At 50.4% G+C, this 14,499-nt stretch carries 20 protein-coding genes and 1 pseudogene; 11 read left to right on the forward strand and 10 right to left on the reverse strand.

Annotated features, from left to right (window positions below; translation table 11 throughout):
- Positions 1-20: 20 nt before the first annotated feature.
- Positions 21-641: a cysteine hydrolase family protein gene (locus LIW51_RS33940; protein ID WP_227380419.1), complete on the reverse strand. Its 621-nt coding sequence runs from the start codon at positions 639-641 to the stop codon at positions 21-23.
- 159 nt (positions 642-800) lie between these two features.
- Between LIW51_RS33940 and LIW51_RS39685 the strand changes: the two are divergent.
- The 4 genes and pseudogenes from LIW51_RS39685 to LIW51_RS33955 form a co-directional block, all read left to right on the forward strand.
- Positions 801-1,319 (forward strand): annotated as a pseudogene (locus LIW51_RS39685) (aminopeptidase P family N-terminal domain-containing protein); the annotation flags it as partial.
- Positions 1,320-1,328: 9 nt separating this feature from the next.
- Entirely contained in the window at positions 1,329-2,039 is a 711-nt protein-coding gene (locus LIW51_RS38880) for a M24 family metallopeptidase (protein WP_255767719.1), read from the forward strand.
- Between the two features lie 2 nt (positions 2,040-2,041).
- On the forward strand, positions 2,042-3,535 hold the full coding sequence (locus tag LIW51_RS33950; RefSeq protein ID WP_227380421.1) for an aldehyde dehydrogenase family protein: 1,494 nt from the start codon (positions 2,042-2,044) through the stop codon (positions 3,533-3,535).
- Positions 3,536-4,494: 959 nt separating this feature from the next.
- Positions 4,495-4,788 (forward strand): SWIM zinc finger family protein, encoded by a 294-nt coding sequence (locus LIW51_RS33955; RefSeq protein WP_227380422.1) that lies wholly within the window; start codon positions 4,495-4,497, stop codon positions 4,786-4,788.
- 15 nt (positions 4,789-4,803) lie between these two features.
- On the opposite strand, the gene LIW51_RS33960 is transcribed toward LIW51_RS33955, so the two are convergent.
- Together LIW51_RS33960 and LIW51_RS33965 are read right to left on the reverse strand one after the other, a co-directional pair.
- Entirely contained in the window at positions 4,804-5,244 is a 441-nt protein-coding gene (locus tag LIW51_RS33960; protein WP_227380423.1) for a type II toxin-antitoxin system VapC family toxin, read from the reverse strand.
- Entirely contained in the window at positions 5,241-5,516 is a 276-nt protein-coding gene (locus LIW51_RS33965) for a hypothetical protein (protein ID WP_227357441.1), read from the reverse strand. Before LIW51_RS33965 ends, LIW51_RS33960 begins: the two co-directional genes overlap by 4 nt.
- A 74-nt stretch (positions 5,517-5,590) precedes the next feature.
- Between LIW51_RS33965 and LIW51_RS33970 the strand changes: the two genes are divergently transcribed.
- Together LIW51_RS33970 and LIW51_RS33975 are read left to right on the forward strand one after the other, a co-directional pair.
- Positions 5,591-5,761 carry a hypothetical protein gene (locus tag LIW51_RS33970; RefSeq protein ID WP_227380424.1) on the forward strand — a complete coding sequence of 57 codons (171 nt, stop codon included), beginning with the start codon at positions 5,591-5,593 and terminating at the stop codon, positions 5,759-5,761.
- 22 nt (positions 5,762-5,783) lie between these two features.
- Positions 5,784-6,005 (forward strand): hypothetical protein, encoded by a 222-nt coding sequence (locus LIW51_RS33975; protein WP_227380425.1) that lies wholly within the window; start codon positions 5,784-5,786, stop codon positions 6,003-6,005.
- Between the two features lie 4 nt (positions 6,006-6,009).
- On the opposite strand, the gene LIW51_RS33980 is transcribed toward LIW51_RS33975, so the two are convergent.
- The 4 genes from LIW51_RS33980 to LIW51_RS40230 form a co-directional block, all read right to left on the reverse strand.
- Positions 6,010-6,927 (reverse strand): mechanosensitive ion channel family protein, encoded by a 918-nt coding sequence (locus LIW51_RS33980; protein WP_227380426.1) that lies wholly within the window; start codon positions 6,925-6,927, stop codon positions 6,010-6,012.
- A gap of 368 nt (positions 6,928-7,295) precedes the next feature.
- Positions 7,296-7,655 carry a DUF7344 domain-containing protein gene (locus LIW51_RS40225; RefSeq protein ID WP_438267495.1) on the reverse strand — a complete coding sequence of 120 codons (360 nt, stop codon included), beginning with the start codon at positions 7,653-7,655 and terminating at the stop codon, positions 7,296-7,298.
- A gap of 188 nt (positions 7,656-7,843) precedes the next feature.
- Positions 7,844-8,062, reverse strand: a complete 219-nt coding sequence (locus LIW51_RS33990) for a hypothetical protein (protein WP_227380428.1) — start codon at positions 8,060-8,062, stop codon at positions 7,844-7,846.
- A 270-nt stretch (positions 8,063-8,332) separates the two neighbouring features.
- On the reverse strand, positions 8,333-8,707 hold the full coding sequence (locus LIW51_RS40230) for a DUF7344 domain-containing protein (RefSeq protein ID WP_438267496.1): 375 nt from the start codon (positions 8,705-8,707) through the stop codon (positions 8,333-8,335).
- A 390-nt stretch (positions 8,708-9,097) separates the two neighbouring features.
- On the opposite strand from LIW51_RS40230, the gene ddfA reads away from it, so the two are divergent.
- The 4 genes from ddfA to LIW51_RS40235 all read left to right on the forward strand — a co-directional run bounded on the left by ddfA (position 9,098) and on the right by LIW51_RS40235 (position 10,815).
- Positions 9,098-9,388 (forward strand): DdfA family disk-determining factor, encoded by a 291-nt coding sequence (ddfA, locus tag LIW51_RS33995; RefSeq protein ID WP_227380429.1) that lies wholly within the window; start codon positions 9,098-9,100, stop codon positions 9,386-9,388.
- Positions 9,378-9,578 (forward strand): hypothetical protein, encoded by a 201-nt coding sequence (locus LIW51_RS34000; protein WP_227380430.1) that lies wholly within the window; start codon positions 9,378-9,380, stop codon positions 9,576-9,578. The genes ddfA and LIW51_RS34000 overlap by 11 nt, the downstream gene beginning before the upstream one ends.
- A gap of 98 nt (positions 9,579-9,676) precedes the next feature.
- Entirely contained in the window at positions 9,677-10,333 is a 657-nt protein-coding gene (locus tag LIW51_RS34005; RefSeq protein ID WP_227380431.1) for a helix-turn-helix domain-containing protein, read from the forward strand.
- A gap of 89 nt (positions 10,334-10,422) precedes the next feature.
- Positions 10,423-10,815, forward strand: a complete 393-nt coding sequence (locus LIW51_RS40235; protein WP_438267497.1) for a DUF7344 domain-containing protein — start codon at positions 10,423-10,425, stop codon at positions 10,813-10,815.
- A 495-nt stretch (positions 10,816-11,310) separates the two neighbouring features.
- On the opposite strand, the gene LIW51_RS39690 is transcribed toward LIW51_RS40235, so the two are convergent.
- Entirely contained in the window at positions 11,311-11,574 is a 264-nt protein-coding gene (locus LIW51_RS39690) for a HalOD1 output domain-containing protein (RefSeq protein ID WP_227380432.1), read from the reverse strand.
- A gap of 460 nt (positions 11,575-12,034) precedes the next feature.
- On the opposite strand from LIW51_RS39690, the gene LIW51_RS34015 reads away from it, so the two are divergent.
- On the forward strand, positions 12,035-12,196 hold the full coding sequence (locus LIW51_RS34015) for a hypothetical protein (RefSeq protein ID WP_227380433.1): 162 nt from the start codon (positions 12,035-12,037) through the stop codon (positions 12,194-12,196).
- A gap of 55 nt (positions 12,197-12,251) precedes the next feature.
- On the opposite strand, the gene LIW51_RS34020 is transcribed toward LIW51_RS34015, so the two are convergent.
- Positions 12,252-13,055, reverse strand: a complete 804-nt coding sequence (locus LIW51_RS34020) for a class I SAM-dependent methyltransferase (RefSeq protein WP_227380434.1) — start codon at positions 13,053-13,055, stop codon at positions 12,252-12,254.
- A gap of 200 nt (positions 13,056-13,255) precedes the next feature.
- Complete coding sequence (locus tag LIW51_RS34025; protein WP_227380435.1) at positions 13,256-14,476, reverse strand: MFS transporter; 1,221 nt, start codon at positions 14,474-14,476, stop codon at positions 13,256-13,258.
- Between the last annotated feature and the right edge of the window lie 23 nt (positions 14,477-14,499).

Consider the following 14,499-nt stretch of genomic DNA (forward strand, 5'->3'; position numbering starts at 1 on the left):
AAAAGACTACTCGTCACACCTTACGCCGTAGCTGATTCCATTTCTTCGAGTATTTCTTCGAGTGAAACGACCGATCCAAGTGCACGATCGATGTTCATAAGTGCAGACTCATGGAACTCCGGCCCGTCCATGCTAGCGACACAGTCGGCGATGACGACGACTTCATAATCCCGATTTGTTGCCTCGAAGCATGTACACTGGACACAGGTATTCGTATTCACGCCCGTGATGAGTAATCGGCCAACATCATTGGTTCGAAGCACGAATTCAAGGTCGGTATCGAGAAAGGGGGAGTACCGTTTTTTCGGTTGAATGTACACATCTCGTTCATCTCGTAGCCGAGACATGATCTCCGTTCCCGTCGTCCCCTCAAGATTATGCGCTGAGACCGATTCGCGCGAATCACCGGTCGTCGAATCGGTTTGTGCCCACTTCGGATTTGAGAGGATTTCTTCGGCATCACGATACGCCGTTGTGATATGAAACACTGGATAGCCAGCGTCACGTGCGGTAGTGAGAAATCGTTCCGTGTTCTCAAGTACGCGTTCGGCTTGCTCTGGAGGTACAGGCAACGTTGCTGTCTCTGGGTCTAAATGACCGTGATGTAGGTCGACCGTTATTACGGCTGTATCTGTCCTCATACACACTCACTTTGATGTAGCAAAACAACACATAATCACCTAAATCTTGCGTAATTCGAACCTTATCGCTGTCACATGAAATTTAGCTCCATAAATGACCCATTCTATGCCAAACATATATATTTAGACATGGCGTCTTAGTCCTGAACAGTGTTACCAATGAGCAATCACGAACTTCAGGACATCGGCAACCGCCTCCGCGACCGTCGAGGCACTGAGTATGATGACGTTCGCTTTTCCGATACCGAATACCGACGTAGATATCGACGCATACGAGAAGAAATGTTCTTCCGCGGGTTGGATTGTCTCGTGGTCTACGGGAGTTCAGCACATACAGACTCAAACCAAGCAAACATTCGATATCTAAGTGGATACATCGACCAGATTCAGTCATACATCGTCTTTCCATACGATGGTGAGCCAACGCTCTTCGTGGATCTCTATCCACACGTTCCGGATGCGCATCTGATGAGCCATATCGATGATGTCCGGTGGGGTACTGAAGACAAGGGAAACGCGGTCGTTGAGTGTATCCAAGAGCTCGGGTACACGGATGGACAAATTGGGTTTGTCGGTGCGCCCGGCCCATCAACCACCGAACTCCCAGCCAACCACTACCGAACGATCACGCAGTCACTGCCGGAATGCGAGTTCACGTTTGTGTCGGACTTGATGGATCGAATCCGATTGAAAAAAAGCGATGAGGAACTTGACGCCATCAAGGAAGGAGTTGAACTCACCGACAAGGCTATGCGTGCACTCCAAGACACAGCCAAGCCCGGGATAACAGAGCGAGAGCTGAAAGCTGAGATCATGTCTTCATACATCGCTGAGGGGGAGTATTTCTTTCAGTTACTGGGGAGCACCAGCATGACCGACCCAGATATGCCGTATCCATGGGAGCATCAATCAAACAGAAGTATTCAAAACGGTGACGTAATACTCACTGAGATTAGTGCACGTAATTCACAGGGATATTCGGGGCAGATTCTTCGTGGCATCGCAGTTGGTAGTGAACCTACTGACCACTACCAAGAACTCTACGACGTTGGCGAACAGATTTTCTACGATGTCCTAGATGTCCTTGAACCAGGAGCAACAACCCAAGACGTCCTTGAGGTCGCATCGCCCCCGATCGAGGATCGTGGGTGGACGATTCACGCACCAATAATTCACGGGTGGGGGCTCGGTATTCAACGGCCACTTATCGGTTCCCGGAACGAAGGCGGGTTCCCGAACGCCCCGTTCGAGTTCGAAGCAGGCCAGACTGTCGTCGTCGAACCGAATCCAGTCGCAGCCGATGAAATGAGTGGGATGTTCCTTGGTGAGTATGTTCACATCACGAACTCTGGAGCTGAACGCCTCCATGATTATCCGATGGAGTTCATACAAGTCTAACCATGACCAATCATAATTACCACGACTGGGAGCTGTTCATCGGTGGAGAGTTCATAGAAAGTACACACGGCGAGCGATTCGACGTGGAGAATCCTGCTGACGGATCGATCATCGGCTCTGCACCGGACGGCACAGCGACCGATGTGGATAACGCAATCACGGCAGCACGGACAGTCTACGAATCGACATGGCGCCATATTAGCGCACGTGATCGGGGAACTTACTTACTCGATGTTGCGGATGCCATCGAGGCGGAATTCGACGCATTTGTCGAACTCGAAACGCTCGAGAACGGCAAACCGATTGATGAATCAGAGGCAGATGTTGACGAGGCGATCGATGGGTACCGCTACTACGCAGGGGCGGCTGACAAAATTCATGGCGATACGATTCCTGAACGTGATGACTTATTCGATTACACTATTCGCGAACCGTATGGAGTCGTCGGATGTATCATTCCCTGGAACTGGCCGCCGATGCATACTGCCGACTTCACAGCAGCTCCGCTGGCAGCTGGGAACGCAATCGTACTCAAACCCGCGCCCGAAACTCCATTGTCATCGCTTAAGATGGCTGAGATTTGGCAGGACATCCTCCCTGATGGGGTCGTTAACGTCGTAACGGGAGACGCTGAGCCTGGCGTCCGCCTCTCCGAACACCCTGACGTGAATAAGCTCGCATTCACTGGACATACGTCTACGGGAACGGCGGTCATGAAAGCAGCTGCTGAGAACATCACCAGTGTCATGCTTGAACTCGGTGGTAAGAACCCTAATATCGTGCTTCCCGATGCGAACCTTGAAAAAGCCGTTGCCGGGACATACGAAGGTATCTTTAACAACCAGGGACAGGCGTGTGCAAGCGGTTCACGCCTCCTTCTTCACGACTCAATTTACGATGAGTTCATTGAACACCTCATTGAGCAAACCAACGCTATGACTATCGGCCCCGGTACCGATTCCCAAACCGATCTTGCCCCTGTTGCAAGTCAGCAACAATACGACAAAATCACGGGATATATCGATATCGGCAAAGAAGAGGGCGCAACAGTGCTGTATGAAGGGACAGTACCCGAAGATGTTCCTTCTAGAGGTTATTATGTGCCACCGGTTATTTTCGGTGATGTTACTCAGGATATGAGAATTGTCCGTGAGGAGATCTTTGGGCCGATTCTTACTGTCCAACGGTATTCATCGGTTGAAGAGGCGCTTTCGCTTGCGAACGATACCGACTATGGGCTTACGGCCGCAGTGTGGACGCGAAATATGGAAGTTGCCAATCGGATGGCTCGGCGCCTCGAAGCGGGGCTCGTTTTCGTTAATAACTTCGTCAATGGGTTCCTCGGGGCTCCCTTCGGCGGTTACAAACAAAGTGGCATTGGTCGCAAACTCGGTTTCGAGGAGACGATGCACGAATTTACCCGTGTAAAGACAATTCGGTCGGCGATCGCTGGAAGTGAGCCCGAGGGGCTTGATGAGTATTATGATTCTGAATAATCCCTGGACTCTTCTCCTTAACTACGCCATACTTGCTGAATCAGTAGATAGGTACCTGCAAACAGTATAAATCCACTGAGAAGGTCAAATCTCCCAATGGCGATATTATAACACCCGTAAAAGACCATACCCACTGCTGCAGTCGTTTGATACATACTGCTTTTACGGATACTGTTTATAACTCCCGCGAGAAAGAGACCAATGAGAAATAACAACAGTAGCTGAAATGCGAACGTAGCTGTTTGATCTTCAAGAAGCGTATAGATGGGCGAGAATGGTATAACCGATCGCCAACAGAAACCGCAGCCAATTAACATTCTGTTCCGTTGCTTCTAAAATCGTTTTACTCTCCCTCACGACCATAGCAGAATCCTTCTCCAGATCTCGGCCCCCATCACCGAGTGCATGTCGGGTTTACAATCACTTCCACCAACATTCGGATACGAGATGCATGAGTTCATAGAATCCTCATCTCCCCTCCCAAAATTGTTACTTGATATCTATGAACATAGTTGTCTCGCCCGACTCGCATGCATCTTGCCTGGTATTCGTCCGTTACGGCCTTAATTCCATTCTCTCATCACGCTTGTTCATCTCCACCAACCCGACATTTCTGATGATTAGGCAATCTACTGTAATTTCTTAATGCTCCTGCAACATCACGGGTTCACACTTACCGCTCACAAACTCTCCCACCCGGTAGGACAGTCGGCCGGCAGAAACAGTGCCCACCCAGAGTGAAACACCCCGTCTTTCAAGTGAATTCCAACATTCCAAAAAATCAGCGTCAACCAGTCTGACAGTCCACTGGTGACACACCATATTTCCGGAGTAACTCAACCGTACACTACAGGTAAACGCCCTCATCTAACACAATCATTCTCGTTCTCGCAGACAGTCCCACCGGCTCACTGCAAATGACAGTTCCTCTGCCAATGCACACAAGACAGTCTGCGAGAGTGGAAGTCACCAATGAGAGCCACGAGAATCCCGCTGAACACCAATACGTGGTCTCCATCGACGACGTGACCGACGAACTGATGGCCTGTACGTGTCCGCATCACGTCCACCGCAACGCCTTCTGTAAGCACATGGCCGCAGTCGAAAATGCAACCGACAACGGGACGCTCGATGCCTTCCCCTCCGAGGACAACAACGACGATTCCAAACCAGAGGACTGCGACTGCGACGGCCTCGACGGCTTCCCGTACTGGGAGTGCGTGAGAACGGGACGGAAGGTACTGCCGAACTAACTCTCTTCGCCCTTCTTATTCCGTAGACATATGAGATGGATCTGTTCGATGGACGATTCCATCGAAATCTGAGTCAAAACTGAGGATAGAATCGATATCATATCGTTCACAGAGCGTCACGAGACTTGCGTCAGTTACGCTTAGATCGTGGTCTTGATATTGAATCCATGTATCCACTGTCGCATTAAAGTCGTCGTGTCCCATCTGGATTATCTCGAATATCTCTGGGAATGACTCGCGTCCAAGAATACGGTCGGAGACGGTTTTTGCAGCCTCAAATGAACCAGTCCGCATTCGAGTTAATGTGACTGTTTCGTCGTAGACATAGTCACTGGTGTACGGTTGTCCATGTTCACCAGTAAGTACTGTATTCATCGCAGAAACAGCAGCACCATGGCGTTCTGCGTCTTCATCATGATGTGCGTAAAAAATACCCGTGTCGATAAGAACGCTCATCCGTACAACTCTTCGTCGATATCTGATTCCGATGTTTTCACGCCAGAAGAGATCATTCCTTGGTGGAACGCTTCTCGCTCACTCGGATCAATTGCTGGCATTTCATCGCGAAACGAATCGATGAGATCCGCCTTCGAGTCAACCGCTTGTGCAACGATTCGGGCGAGGATCTCCTGCTGTGTCACCTGTTTTCCTGCTTTTAGGCGAATCTCTGCTTGGAGTTTCTCCAAATCAGACTTCGTTCCTTCGTCCATTTTCACTGACGTTGCCATACTAGTAGATTCTTCTACTCAGCAATAAATGCTACTCTGTTCAGTAGTAGCATTACGCTGCCTACTGCAAACACATGACTGCCGTCGAAACCGGGACGGACGACGGCACCCTGACGGCGTTCCCATCGGACGACGACGAGACGGACGAAGACGATACCGAACCGGCAGAGTGCGATTGTGACGGTCTGAATGGCTTCCCGTGCTGGCCGTGCGTTCGTGCGGGTCGCAAAGAACTGCCAAACTAACCCCGTCTCACTCTTTTCATTTATGTTACGCCAAACAACGCTGTCTGATGTTGCCCAGCGAACGCTGACGGAGTGCACGGCTGGTTCGACCGAACGCGACGACACACCGACGATTGAGCGCGACCTGCTCGACCGAGCGCAAGCACACGTGGCGGACGTCGCGGCTGAGTATTTCTCCAACCTGCTTGTTGAAGCGATTGCGTGGGAGGTATCCCACCATGTGAAACGGCAGGCAGGTGTATAACGGATCAGTCGTCCGAGGACGTCACCACCTGCTCTGATTGGTGATTTGTAACGTCGATACCACCAACGAGTTCACGATAGGGATACGGCATCTCGATCGACTCGGCATCACAACGTTCCTTTACGGCCTGGACAAAGTCCGAGCGAACCTTCGTGAAGTTGGCACGGCTCGGGTTCGCAATCCAAAATCGTGTTTGGAGACCGACGTAGAAATCGGCGAGTTCGGTCACCCGAATACTCGTTTCGGGATCATCCATAATATCTGGATTCTTGTCAGCCTCATCAAGAATCACTTTTTTGGCGTGATCAATATCATCATCATAGCCAATACCAAAGACGAACTGCTGACGGAGCTTATTGAAGGCAACTGGATTTTTTAATGCGTTATTAGCGAGTTCGCTATTTGGAACAGTAATCCGTTCGTTGTCGAACGTTCGGATCCGTGAAACGCGCAGGTCAATGTCTTCAACAATACCGACAATGCCGTTGACCTCAATCCAATCACCGACGTCGAACGGTTCATCTTTGAGAATGAAAATTCCTGCGACGAAATTACTCAGAAGATCTTGGGACGCAAAGCCGACTGCGAGTGCGATCGCACCAGCGAACACACCGAATGCGGCAATAACGTTCCCAAAGCCAGCGATGGTGAATGCAATGGCGAACGCAAGAATGAGATTGACGACACCGGTTAGACTTTCAGCCAGACTCTTTACGCTTGGGTCGTGACCTTGCCTGTCTAATAGCCGTTTGATGAATGGAATGAGAATCGTTTTACCGAGTAGCCAAGCGACAATAAAAGCACCAATGAAGAGTACCGTCGGAATAGCGTATTCAGAAACGAGTTGCTGTGTTTCTGGAAGTACTTGATCAGCTTGTCCCTGTAAGGGAATGGTAGTTAGTGCTATTACCTTTAACCACATGAGCAACTAATTGTTATCGATAAGTCTATTTCAGTTCAATGGCCGTCAAGACAATTCCGAACCAGAAGAATGTGATTGTGACGGCCTCGGTGACTTCCCGTGCTGGCCATGCGTGAGGACGGGACGAAAAGAACTGCTGAACTAACCACCACTTCAACCCTTTTTATCCATGTCACGGTAAGTATCAGTCTCGGATCTAAATGACAGTCTTTCGTCGCGAAGTACAACCCTGCAACGGATGAGATTTTGATCTCGCTCGCGTGGGACGCCTTCGAACAACCCGGTAAGGAGCAATTCAGCGCGACCGTCCGTCACGTAACTCATTTACGCGTAGTAGATATACGTCGGAGACAGCACGAATACACCGCTTACTGAAGGTCGGCAGGCGCGACGAGCTTGAGATGGGGCAGCAGCTGGTCGGCTGTCTCCAAGAGTTCAATCAACTCGGCTTCTATATCGTAGTGTACGATCCCCGCCGCAACCAACTGCGGGAGATGTGTGTGATGAAGGCCGGTAAGAATTCGCTCGTATTGCTCGTACGTGGGTGTGTCTTCCCAGATGGCAATCTGTTCGGCGAGATCACCGAGTGAGATTGCCCCGACTTTTTGCGAGAGATAATGAAGAGTATATCGTCGATGGTCACTCGCGAGGAGATCAAAAATCGTGGTGGGCGTTAGCTCAACCGTGGCAGTGATGCTTGTCGATGCATTCGGCGTTTCAGTCTTCATAGTGTCTTGTACTCTTACTCAGCCTACGCCACAGTAGGCGACTCGTCAGCTTCGCTCCAACTTCAGCGGAGTAGTAGATTATCTGTAATACTGTGGCATAAAGGTTCGCAATCCATCAACTAACTAGATTATAATATATCTGCTGTCATAACCTGTCCTCCCTCATTCGACACGATTTATTGTCGTACTTATTCTTCGATAAACTCGGGGTCGTAGGAGGAGTCACCAGTACGAATCTTGGCAATTTCGATCATCCAATTCGGCGCATCGGTGACTGGGAGAGTAATTTCCCACGTCCCTTCAATTGCTGCTCCATCTGCGAAGGCCCCCAAGATGAGTGCTTTCAGATCATTTTCAAAGGCAGCTGTTGCTGCACTCGCCTCTTTGAGATTATCAGTAGTATCCATTAGTATCACGGAGACGCAGTGTCAGCGTACTCGCTATCCCCATTTAAGAGAGACGGACTATAGGAATATACTCTCATCGGTACCTACTATTCCCGAGGATACTACAACCATGCTCCCTATTTTGGGTGAAATTCGAGTTTCATCGCCCAGTCAAACTCCAGCAATGAGACTCTCGTCGCCTCGTTTCATGCCTCATATTCTTCTGTAGGCTGTTTAAGGCAGCTACTGTAACAGTTACAATTTGTTTCTGCAAAAGCTCAGTCACCAACGCTATTGATCGTTAATCGTTTCGAGAACAGCTTCAACTGTCGAATGGCTCCGATATCGGACCATCTCGGACCGTGCATCGTACTCAATCACCTTCCGATCCTCCAGGTACGGCAAATGCGTATGGATCAATTCTCTTCGTAGTGACTCAGCCTCCCACCCCTCGTATTCCGTCCCTTCAGATGGCCGGGGATCCTCTCCAAGCGTGCGACACAGCGAATCCACTGAAATAGTGTCCTCATCTCGGTCAGTGAGTTCCATAATGGTTTCACGCCGAAGTGGCTCTTTGAGCGCGGTGAACACTCGCTTGAGTTGAGCGTCGGTTGGATCACTGGCGTCCCTATCAAACAGATTATTCTTACTAGGCATGGTCATCATTCGGTGGGGGTGAAGTGCAGCACCGAGTTGCCGCGTGCTAAATAACCGCGCTATCGCTGGTTACTACGCGATGAAATACTACCAATAAGCGGCAGATTATTACGTTGTAGTAGACGCCGATCAACTACATATAGTTCTCTAAGTATCGAAATAACTTATACCACAGCTCTATGCTTTATCGAGTGTACTCTCGTTCACGAGTGGTCCTGTTGGCAGCTCAGCCGAGAGAACCATTCCACTCCACCGCCATCGCAGTACACAACCGACCTGAAATGTTGGATTGCTAGCCAGATTGTTTAACCAGCTACCGGGTTTACAGCTACTATCCTCCACAGCATAGGTGACTCAAAACTCGAGAGGTGACCTGCTGTGCTTGGAGTGTTCCCCACCATGCCAAACACGACTGACTCACCGCCACATCCGCGACTTCCGGACGGTAGTGGCAATGTTTCACTCCCGACCAAGGTCGTCAGGCAGGTAGCAGCCGAGAAAGACGTTGCACTTTCGACACTCGACCCATTGTACGGCGTGATCGAACCGGATGCTCTCACCGCGTTGTTCGACTCACGATCCAACGGGACGCCCCGAACGAGCGGCCGCGTTGTCTTCGAGTATTGTGGCTGTAAGGTCATCGTCACAAGCACGGGTGACGTCCAGACCACATTGCTCGATGATCACTGACAAGATAGATCGCCTCGACACCTCGCAGCACTGCGACCGATTCGCCGCGCCGAAGTGGTGGCTCGTGTGCGATGATTACGACGGTCGCATTGCTCGCTATCCGCACTTAAAGAAGGTCTACAACCCCGGGGAGTACAGGTATAACAAATGCGGTGGGTCGCTCTGCGTCGAGGAGGGCGAGAGTCAGTGACGGTTGGAAGGTAACAAACGTGCCTCTCTCCTCAAACCGACGATGTACTCCCTCTCACCGGCCAAATTACTAAGATGGTATAAATAGTATCAAGACATATGGCGGTCATTGTTGAACTGTCGCTTCCATCGGAGAACTTCCCCTTAGGGACACTGCTCACGGCCGGAACAGGCCTCCACATCGAGTTCGAACGAATCGTCCCCGTCGGTGAAGACGTTGTACCGATTTTCTGGGTGTGGAACAGCGGTTTAGAGGCCTTCGAACAGCGCGTTCGAGACGATACCAACGTCCAGCAATTAGTTGCAATCGACCAAGTTGAGGATCGTCGCTTGTATCTCCTCAATTGGGATATTCCAGACGGCACCTTCTTCGAAGGACTCACGACCGCAGAAGGAATTATTCGAAATGCACACGGGTATGGCGACGAAGACTGGGAGTTCGAATTGTTGTTTCCTTCTCACGATCATCTGACGCAGTTTCATAACGTGAGCCGCAACAACGGAATTGAGTATACACTCGGCAAAATGCAGTCGCTAAGTGATGCTGGAGCGACACAACTCGCAAACGTCGTTACGGAGAAACAACGTGAAGCACTCGTGCTCGCGTTCCAACGCGGGTATTTCATGACGCCGCGGCAGGTGACTCTCTCAGAATTGGCGGCGGAACTCGATATCACGCAGCAATCGCTCTCTGATCGAATTCGCCATGGCATCGAAGCAATTGTTGAGGACGCGCTTTTCGGCACATCGGAATAATGAGTCTACTCCTTTTTCCCGCTTTCTTAAGCCGACCTGTTTGAACAGCCCAAGTCCTTATACAACACTTCCAAGTAGTCTTTACAAAGATGGGCTCTTCTCCAGACAATGATGATCAGCGGTGTTCACTTGACGAATTATTGAAGCTCTTAGCTGATACGCAATGCCGACAGATCCTCCGCTATCTCATTGCGAATGCTGATCAGCCCATCCCACTCGAAGCACTCGTAGAGCATCTGAGTACACATACACTCGATACCGCGACATCTGATACAACGCAAGCCACTGAACGAGACCGCATATTGATTCGACTCCATCATCTCCAACTTCCTAAACTAGCGGATTATGGCGTGATCGAGTACAATACCACACTTCAGCTTATTTCGTACCTTGAAGACCCACGTGTTGACGCATTGCTCCAGTCAGAACAGATCTCTGGTGATGACAAAGAAGATACCACTGGGGACGATCCTGATTCGTAACCCTTCTCCTAACTGGCGTATTTCACTCCCTCCTTCTGGTCTGAAACTCATCCGATGTTTTCCTCGACGGCGTTGACTTGTATACGTAGTTCTCGCGATAATGGAGAGATGCGAGGACGATTTTCGTGTACCGTTACTTCTCGCTTGAGCCCTCAATGTTGCTATGCTCAGGAATCTCTGGGACGCTACCGGCATCGGAAGGCACCTCCGATGCCGTGTTGTCGTCATCGCGATTATGCTGAGTCATGTAAATGAATTTATTGCGGCTTCAGTATCAATATTCATGATACTAATATGACTCCTTCACAGTTGTAGATTAGAACTGTATATCATATATTTCGACGGTAAACTATAGAATAGTGCCAAACTTAGCTCATATATCAGCCAAATGGTTGTTTCGATGCAACTCCCGGAGAGCACCTTTTCCACTTCCTATCCCACCCCGCTAGTTGATTCCATCCCCACTCCCTCAAGGTGACTGCTACCAGAAGCGTTCTATGCCTCTACGTCAGCAACGGAGATCGTTCGATCTGGGTGGATAGTGACGCGATAGCCAATATACTCAAAACTCACCTTGGGCGAGCTGTGCTGAAATAGACTTTCGAGTGCATCGGGGTTAATAGCCTCATAGAGGGGAGTTGCAGGCTTTGCATCGTTGACCTCAGTTACCGCACTTACTATAGCAGAAACGATTGATTCGGCGTCTGCGGCTGTAGTGCGTATCAATGGCTCTGGCTGCGAAGATGATGAGGTAACCATACCCTCTGGTGAGGGAAGGTATGCTAATAGGTTTTAGGTGATACTTTTTAGGTGATACTAGGTAACGTATAGCACTATTATTCGACCAAGCTTGACCAGCCAAACACCCTATCAACCCGACAACTGCCCTGCCCACCCCAAACATCCACAACCCACCGCTCACAAACCACCGCACTAGTGGACAGTCAGTCGGCAGAACCAGTGCTCACCACAGTGTGAACCACCCCATTTTTCAAGTGAATCCTAGCAGTGCAGACAGTCGACTCTGCCACCTAGACAGTCCACTTGTGCTACACCATATTTCCGGAGTAACTCGGTAGTGTACGGCTAATAGACGCCTTCTCCTACCACAATTTATCTCGCTCTCACAGACAGTCCTACGGGTTCATTGGCAGTGACAGTCCTTCTGCTGACTCACGGAGGGCAGTCTGCTGAACTAGACCAGCCCACGTTACAGCACATGGCTGCCGTCAAAACCGCGACTGACGATGGGACGCTCGAGGCATTCCCATCGGAGGACAGCGAAGACGATGCCGAACCAGAAGACTGTGATTGTGACGGCCTCGGTGGTTTCCCATGCTGGCCGTGCGTGCAAACGGGACGGAAGGAACTGCCGAACTAACCTCGCTCCGATCTTTTTCCATCTCACATATGATTGTTCGTCCTGTTCCAGTGTCTCACTCTACATCTGTGGTAGATGATCCAAGTTTGTACCCGGCGACGATAGCCGTTCGCTGAACAAAATGAAGCTCCCCATCATTCCAGAAAGGACGCGTTCCACTGAGATCCTGCTCAGCATCTCTTTTGATCAAGTCTCGAACCTTCATAGCGCGGATCTCTGGTGTTTGTGCATTGCAAAGCCATTCTTCGACTTCCGGTACTAATACTCCTGTTTCGATCTGATCTACTTCTACGTCGCTTTTGGTGAACAACCCTAGAATTTCACTCACAGCAAGAGCACGTACGTGGGACGGGTCACGTAATCGCTCAAATTTGTTTTGATATGCTCCTCGCTCAGGGTGTTCACTAACAACTAAATCATCGATGGCAATCGTCCCTCCTGATCGACATACTCGTGTTATCTCTTGGAACACACGTCCGGGGTTTTCTACATGATGAAGCGCCAAGCGACAGACGACGATATCGAATGAATCGTCGGGAAATGGAATCTCCTCGGCATCGCCCTGCATGAATTCAATGTTCTTCGTCTCACGTTTCTGTTTCTTCTCCCGAGCGATCTCGAGTGGCGCTTTTGTGAGGTCGATTCCTACCACTTCATCACAGACATCCGCAAATCTGAATGCAACATGACCTGGTCCGGTTGCTACCTCGAGCATCCGAGTATCGGGAGAGGCAGTTGTCGCTTGTACGAGACGATCGATCTTCTCGGGGTCGGTTACTGAAGAGTTGGTTGCATAGGCATTAGCTTGCTTTGTGAACTCTTCGCGGACTGTCCGTTTGTGAGTGGGTGGATCCGACATACTCAATCTAGCTCGATTCAGATTCGTCTCGAAAATACTTAGAGTATTTTACCGAATTTCGATGATTTGTGGTCGTAAATAATGGCAGAATGTGATTCTACCGATCCAATAAATTATTGCCATTCCATTGTTGCGGGGTACACGTCTACGAACAGTCGTTCAGGCGTACTTTGCGACGAGGGTTCCCCAATCGTACCCCACTATGACTCCTGGAGAGGAGCTGCTGATCCGAGTTTATCTTTCCGAGTGTATCGGAGAAGAGCAGCTGAGAGGAGCGCGAGAAAGGCGCCCGCTGCGAGCGTCGGAAATGCAAGCGCGTACCCGCCAGTGTCAAGTGCCCACCCAAAGACCACTGGTGAGATCACTGTTGTACTGAATCCGATAAACGATTGCACCGATAATGCCGCTCCTACATGCTCGTCAGCAACAAGTTCAGTAATCAAAGTCGATGTCGGAGCACTATCCATCGTTAGGGCGACACCGTAGCACAGAACAAGAGCCGTGAGCGCGATGAGCGGTAACCATTGGAACGCACCGATGGTCGCACTGATGAGGCCACTCACGAGGAGGGCGAGAGAAATAATCCGAACTCGCCCGACCCGGTCGCTTAGCGTTCCACCGATGACGTTCCCGAGGCCGCCAAGAGCAATCATCACACCAGCAAGCGTTCCCGCAACGAGCGCTGGTTGTCTGGTTGCTGTGATCGCCGGTACTACAAGTAAGAATGCGATAAGCCAGTTGCGGACACCGAACAACTCCCAATTATGCCACGAGTACACACTCACCGCAGCAAGATAGGATCGGTTACGTAGGACAGTGAGGTCAAGCCCGGTTGCCGTTCGCTGAATGGTGTTCGGCGCATCACGACCAACGATAAGAATCAGGGGTGCGACAACGAGCGCTCCGACACTTGTGGTAGCAATTGCGATTCGCCAGTCGAGTGCGCTCGCGACTACCGAGGAAATGAGAAACGAGAGACCGCTACCGAGCGAAAATGTCCCAATGTAAATTCCCATGGCAGTTCCTCGAGCCGTCTCGGCGTACCAATCAGCGACAAAACGCATCCCAGGGACGTACACGCCAGCCATGCCGAGGCCGGCGACGAATCGAAGCGCTGTGCCGCTAAGAAATCCTGTTGCCAAAATAGCAAAACCGAGACTTGCTACCCCGGTTGTTGTTGCACCAATTGCAATTATCCAGCGCGGCGAATAGCGATCAACAAACACTCCAGCAGGGAGAATCGCGATAAGGTACCCGGCTTGGAACGCGCCGAAAATGATCCCAGCGTTGATACCCGAAAGGTCCCATTCCTCCACGATAAGGGGGAGGACTGCAGAATAGTTGAACCAGACTAGGATCGAGAGTAATAGAGAAATACTTGCAACGGCAAGCATTCGAGACTGTTCTCGATCCCAAGACATCTGCAACTAATCCATCCTAGATG

It is taken from the genome of Haladaptatus halobius (assembly GCF_020618475.1).
GTDB lineage: Archaea > Halobacteriota > Halobacteria > Halobacteriales > Haladaptataceae > Haladaptatus > Haladaptatus halobius.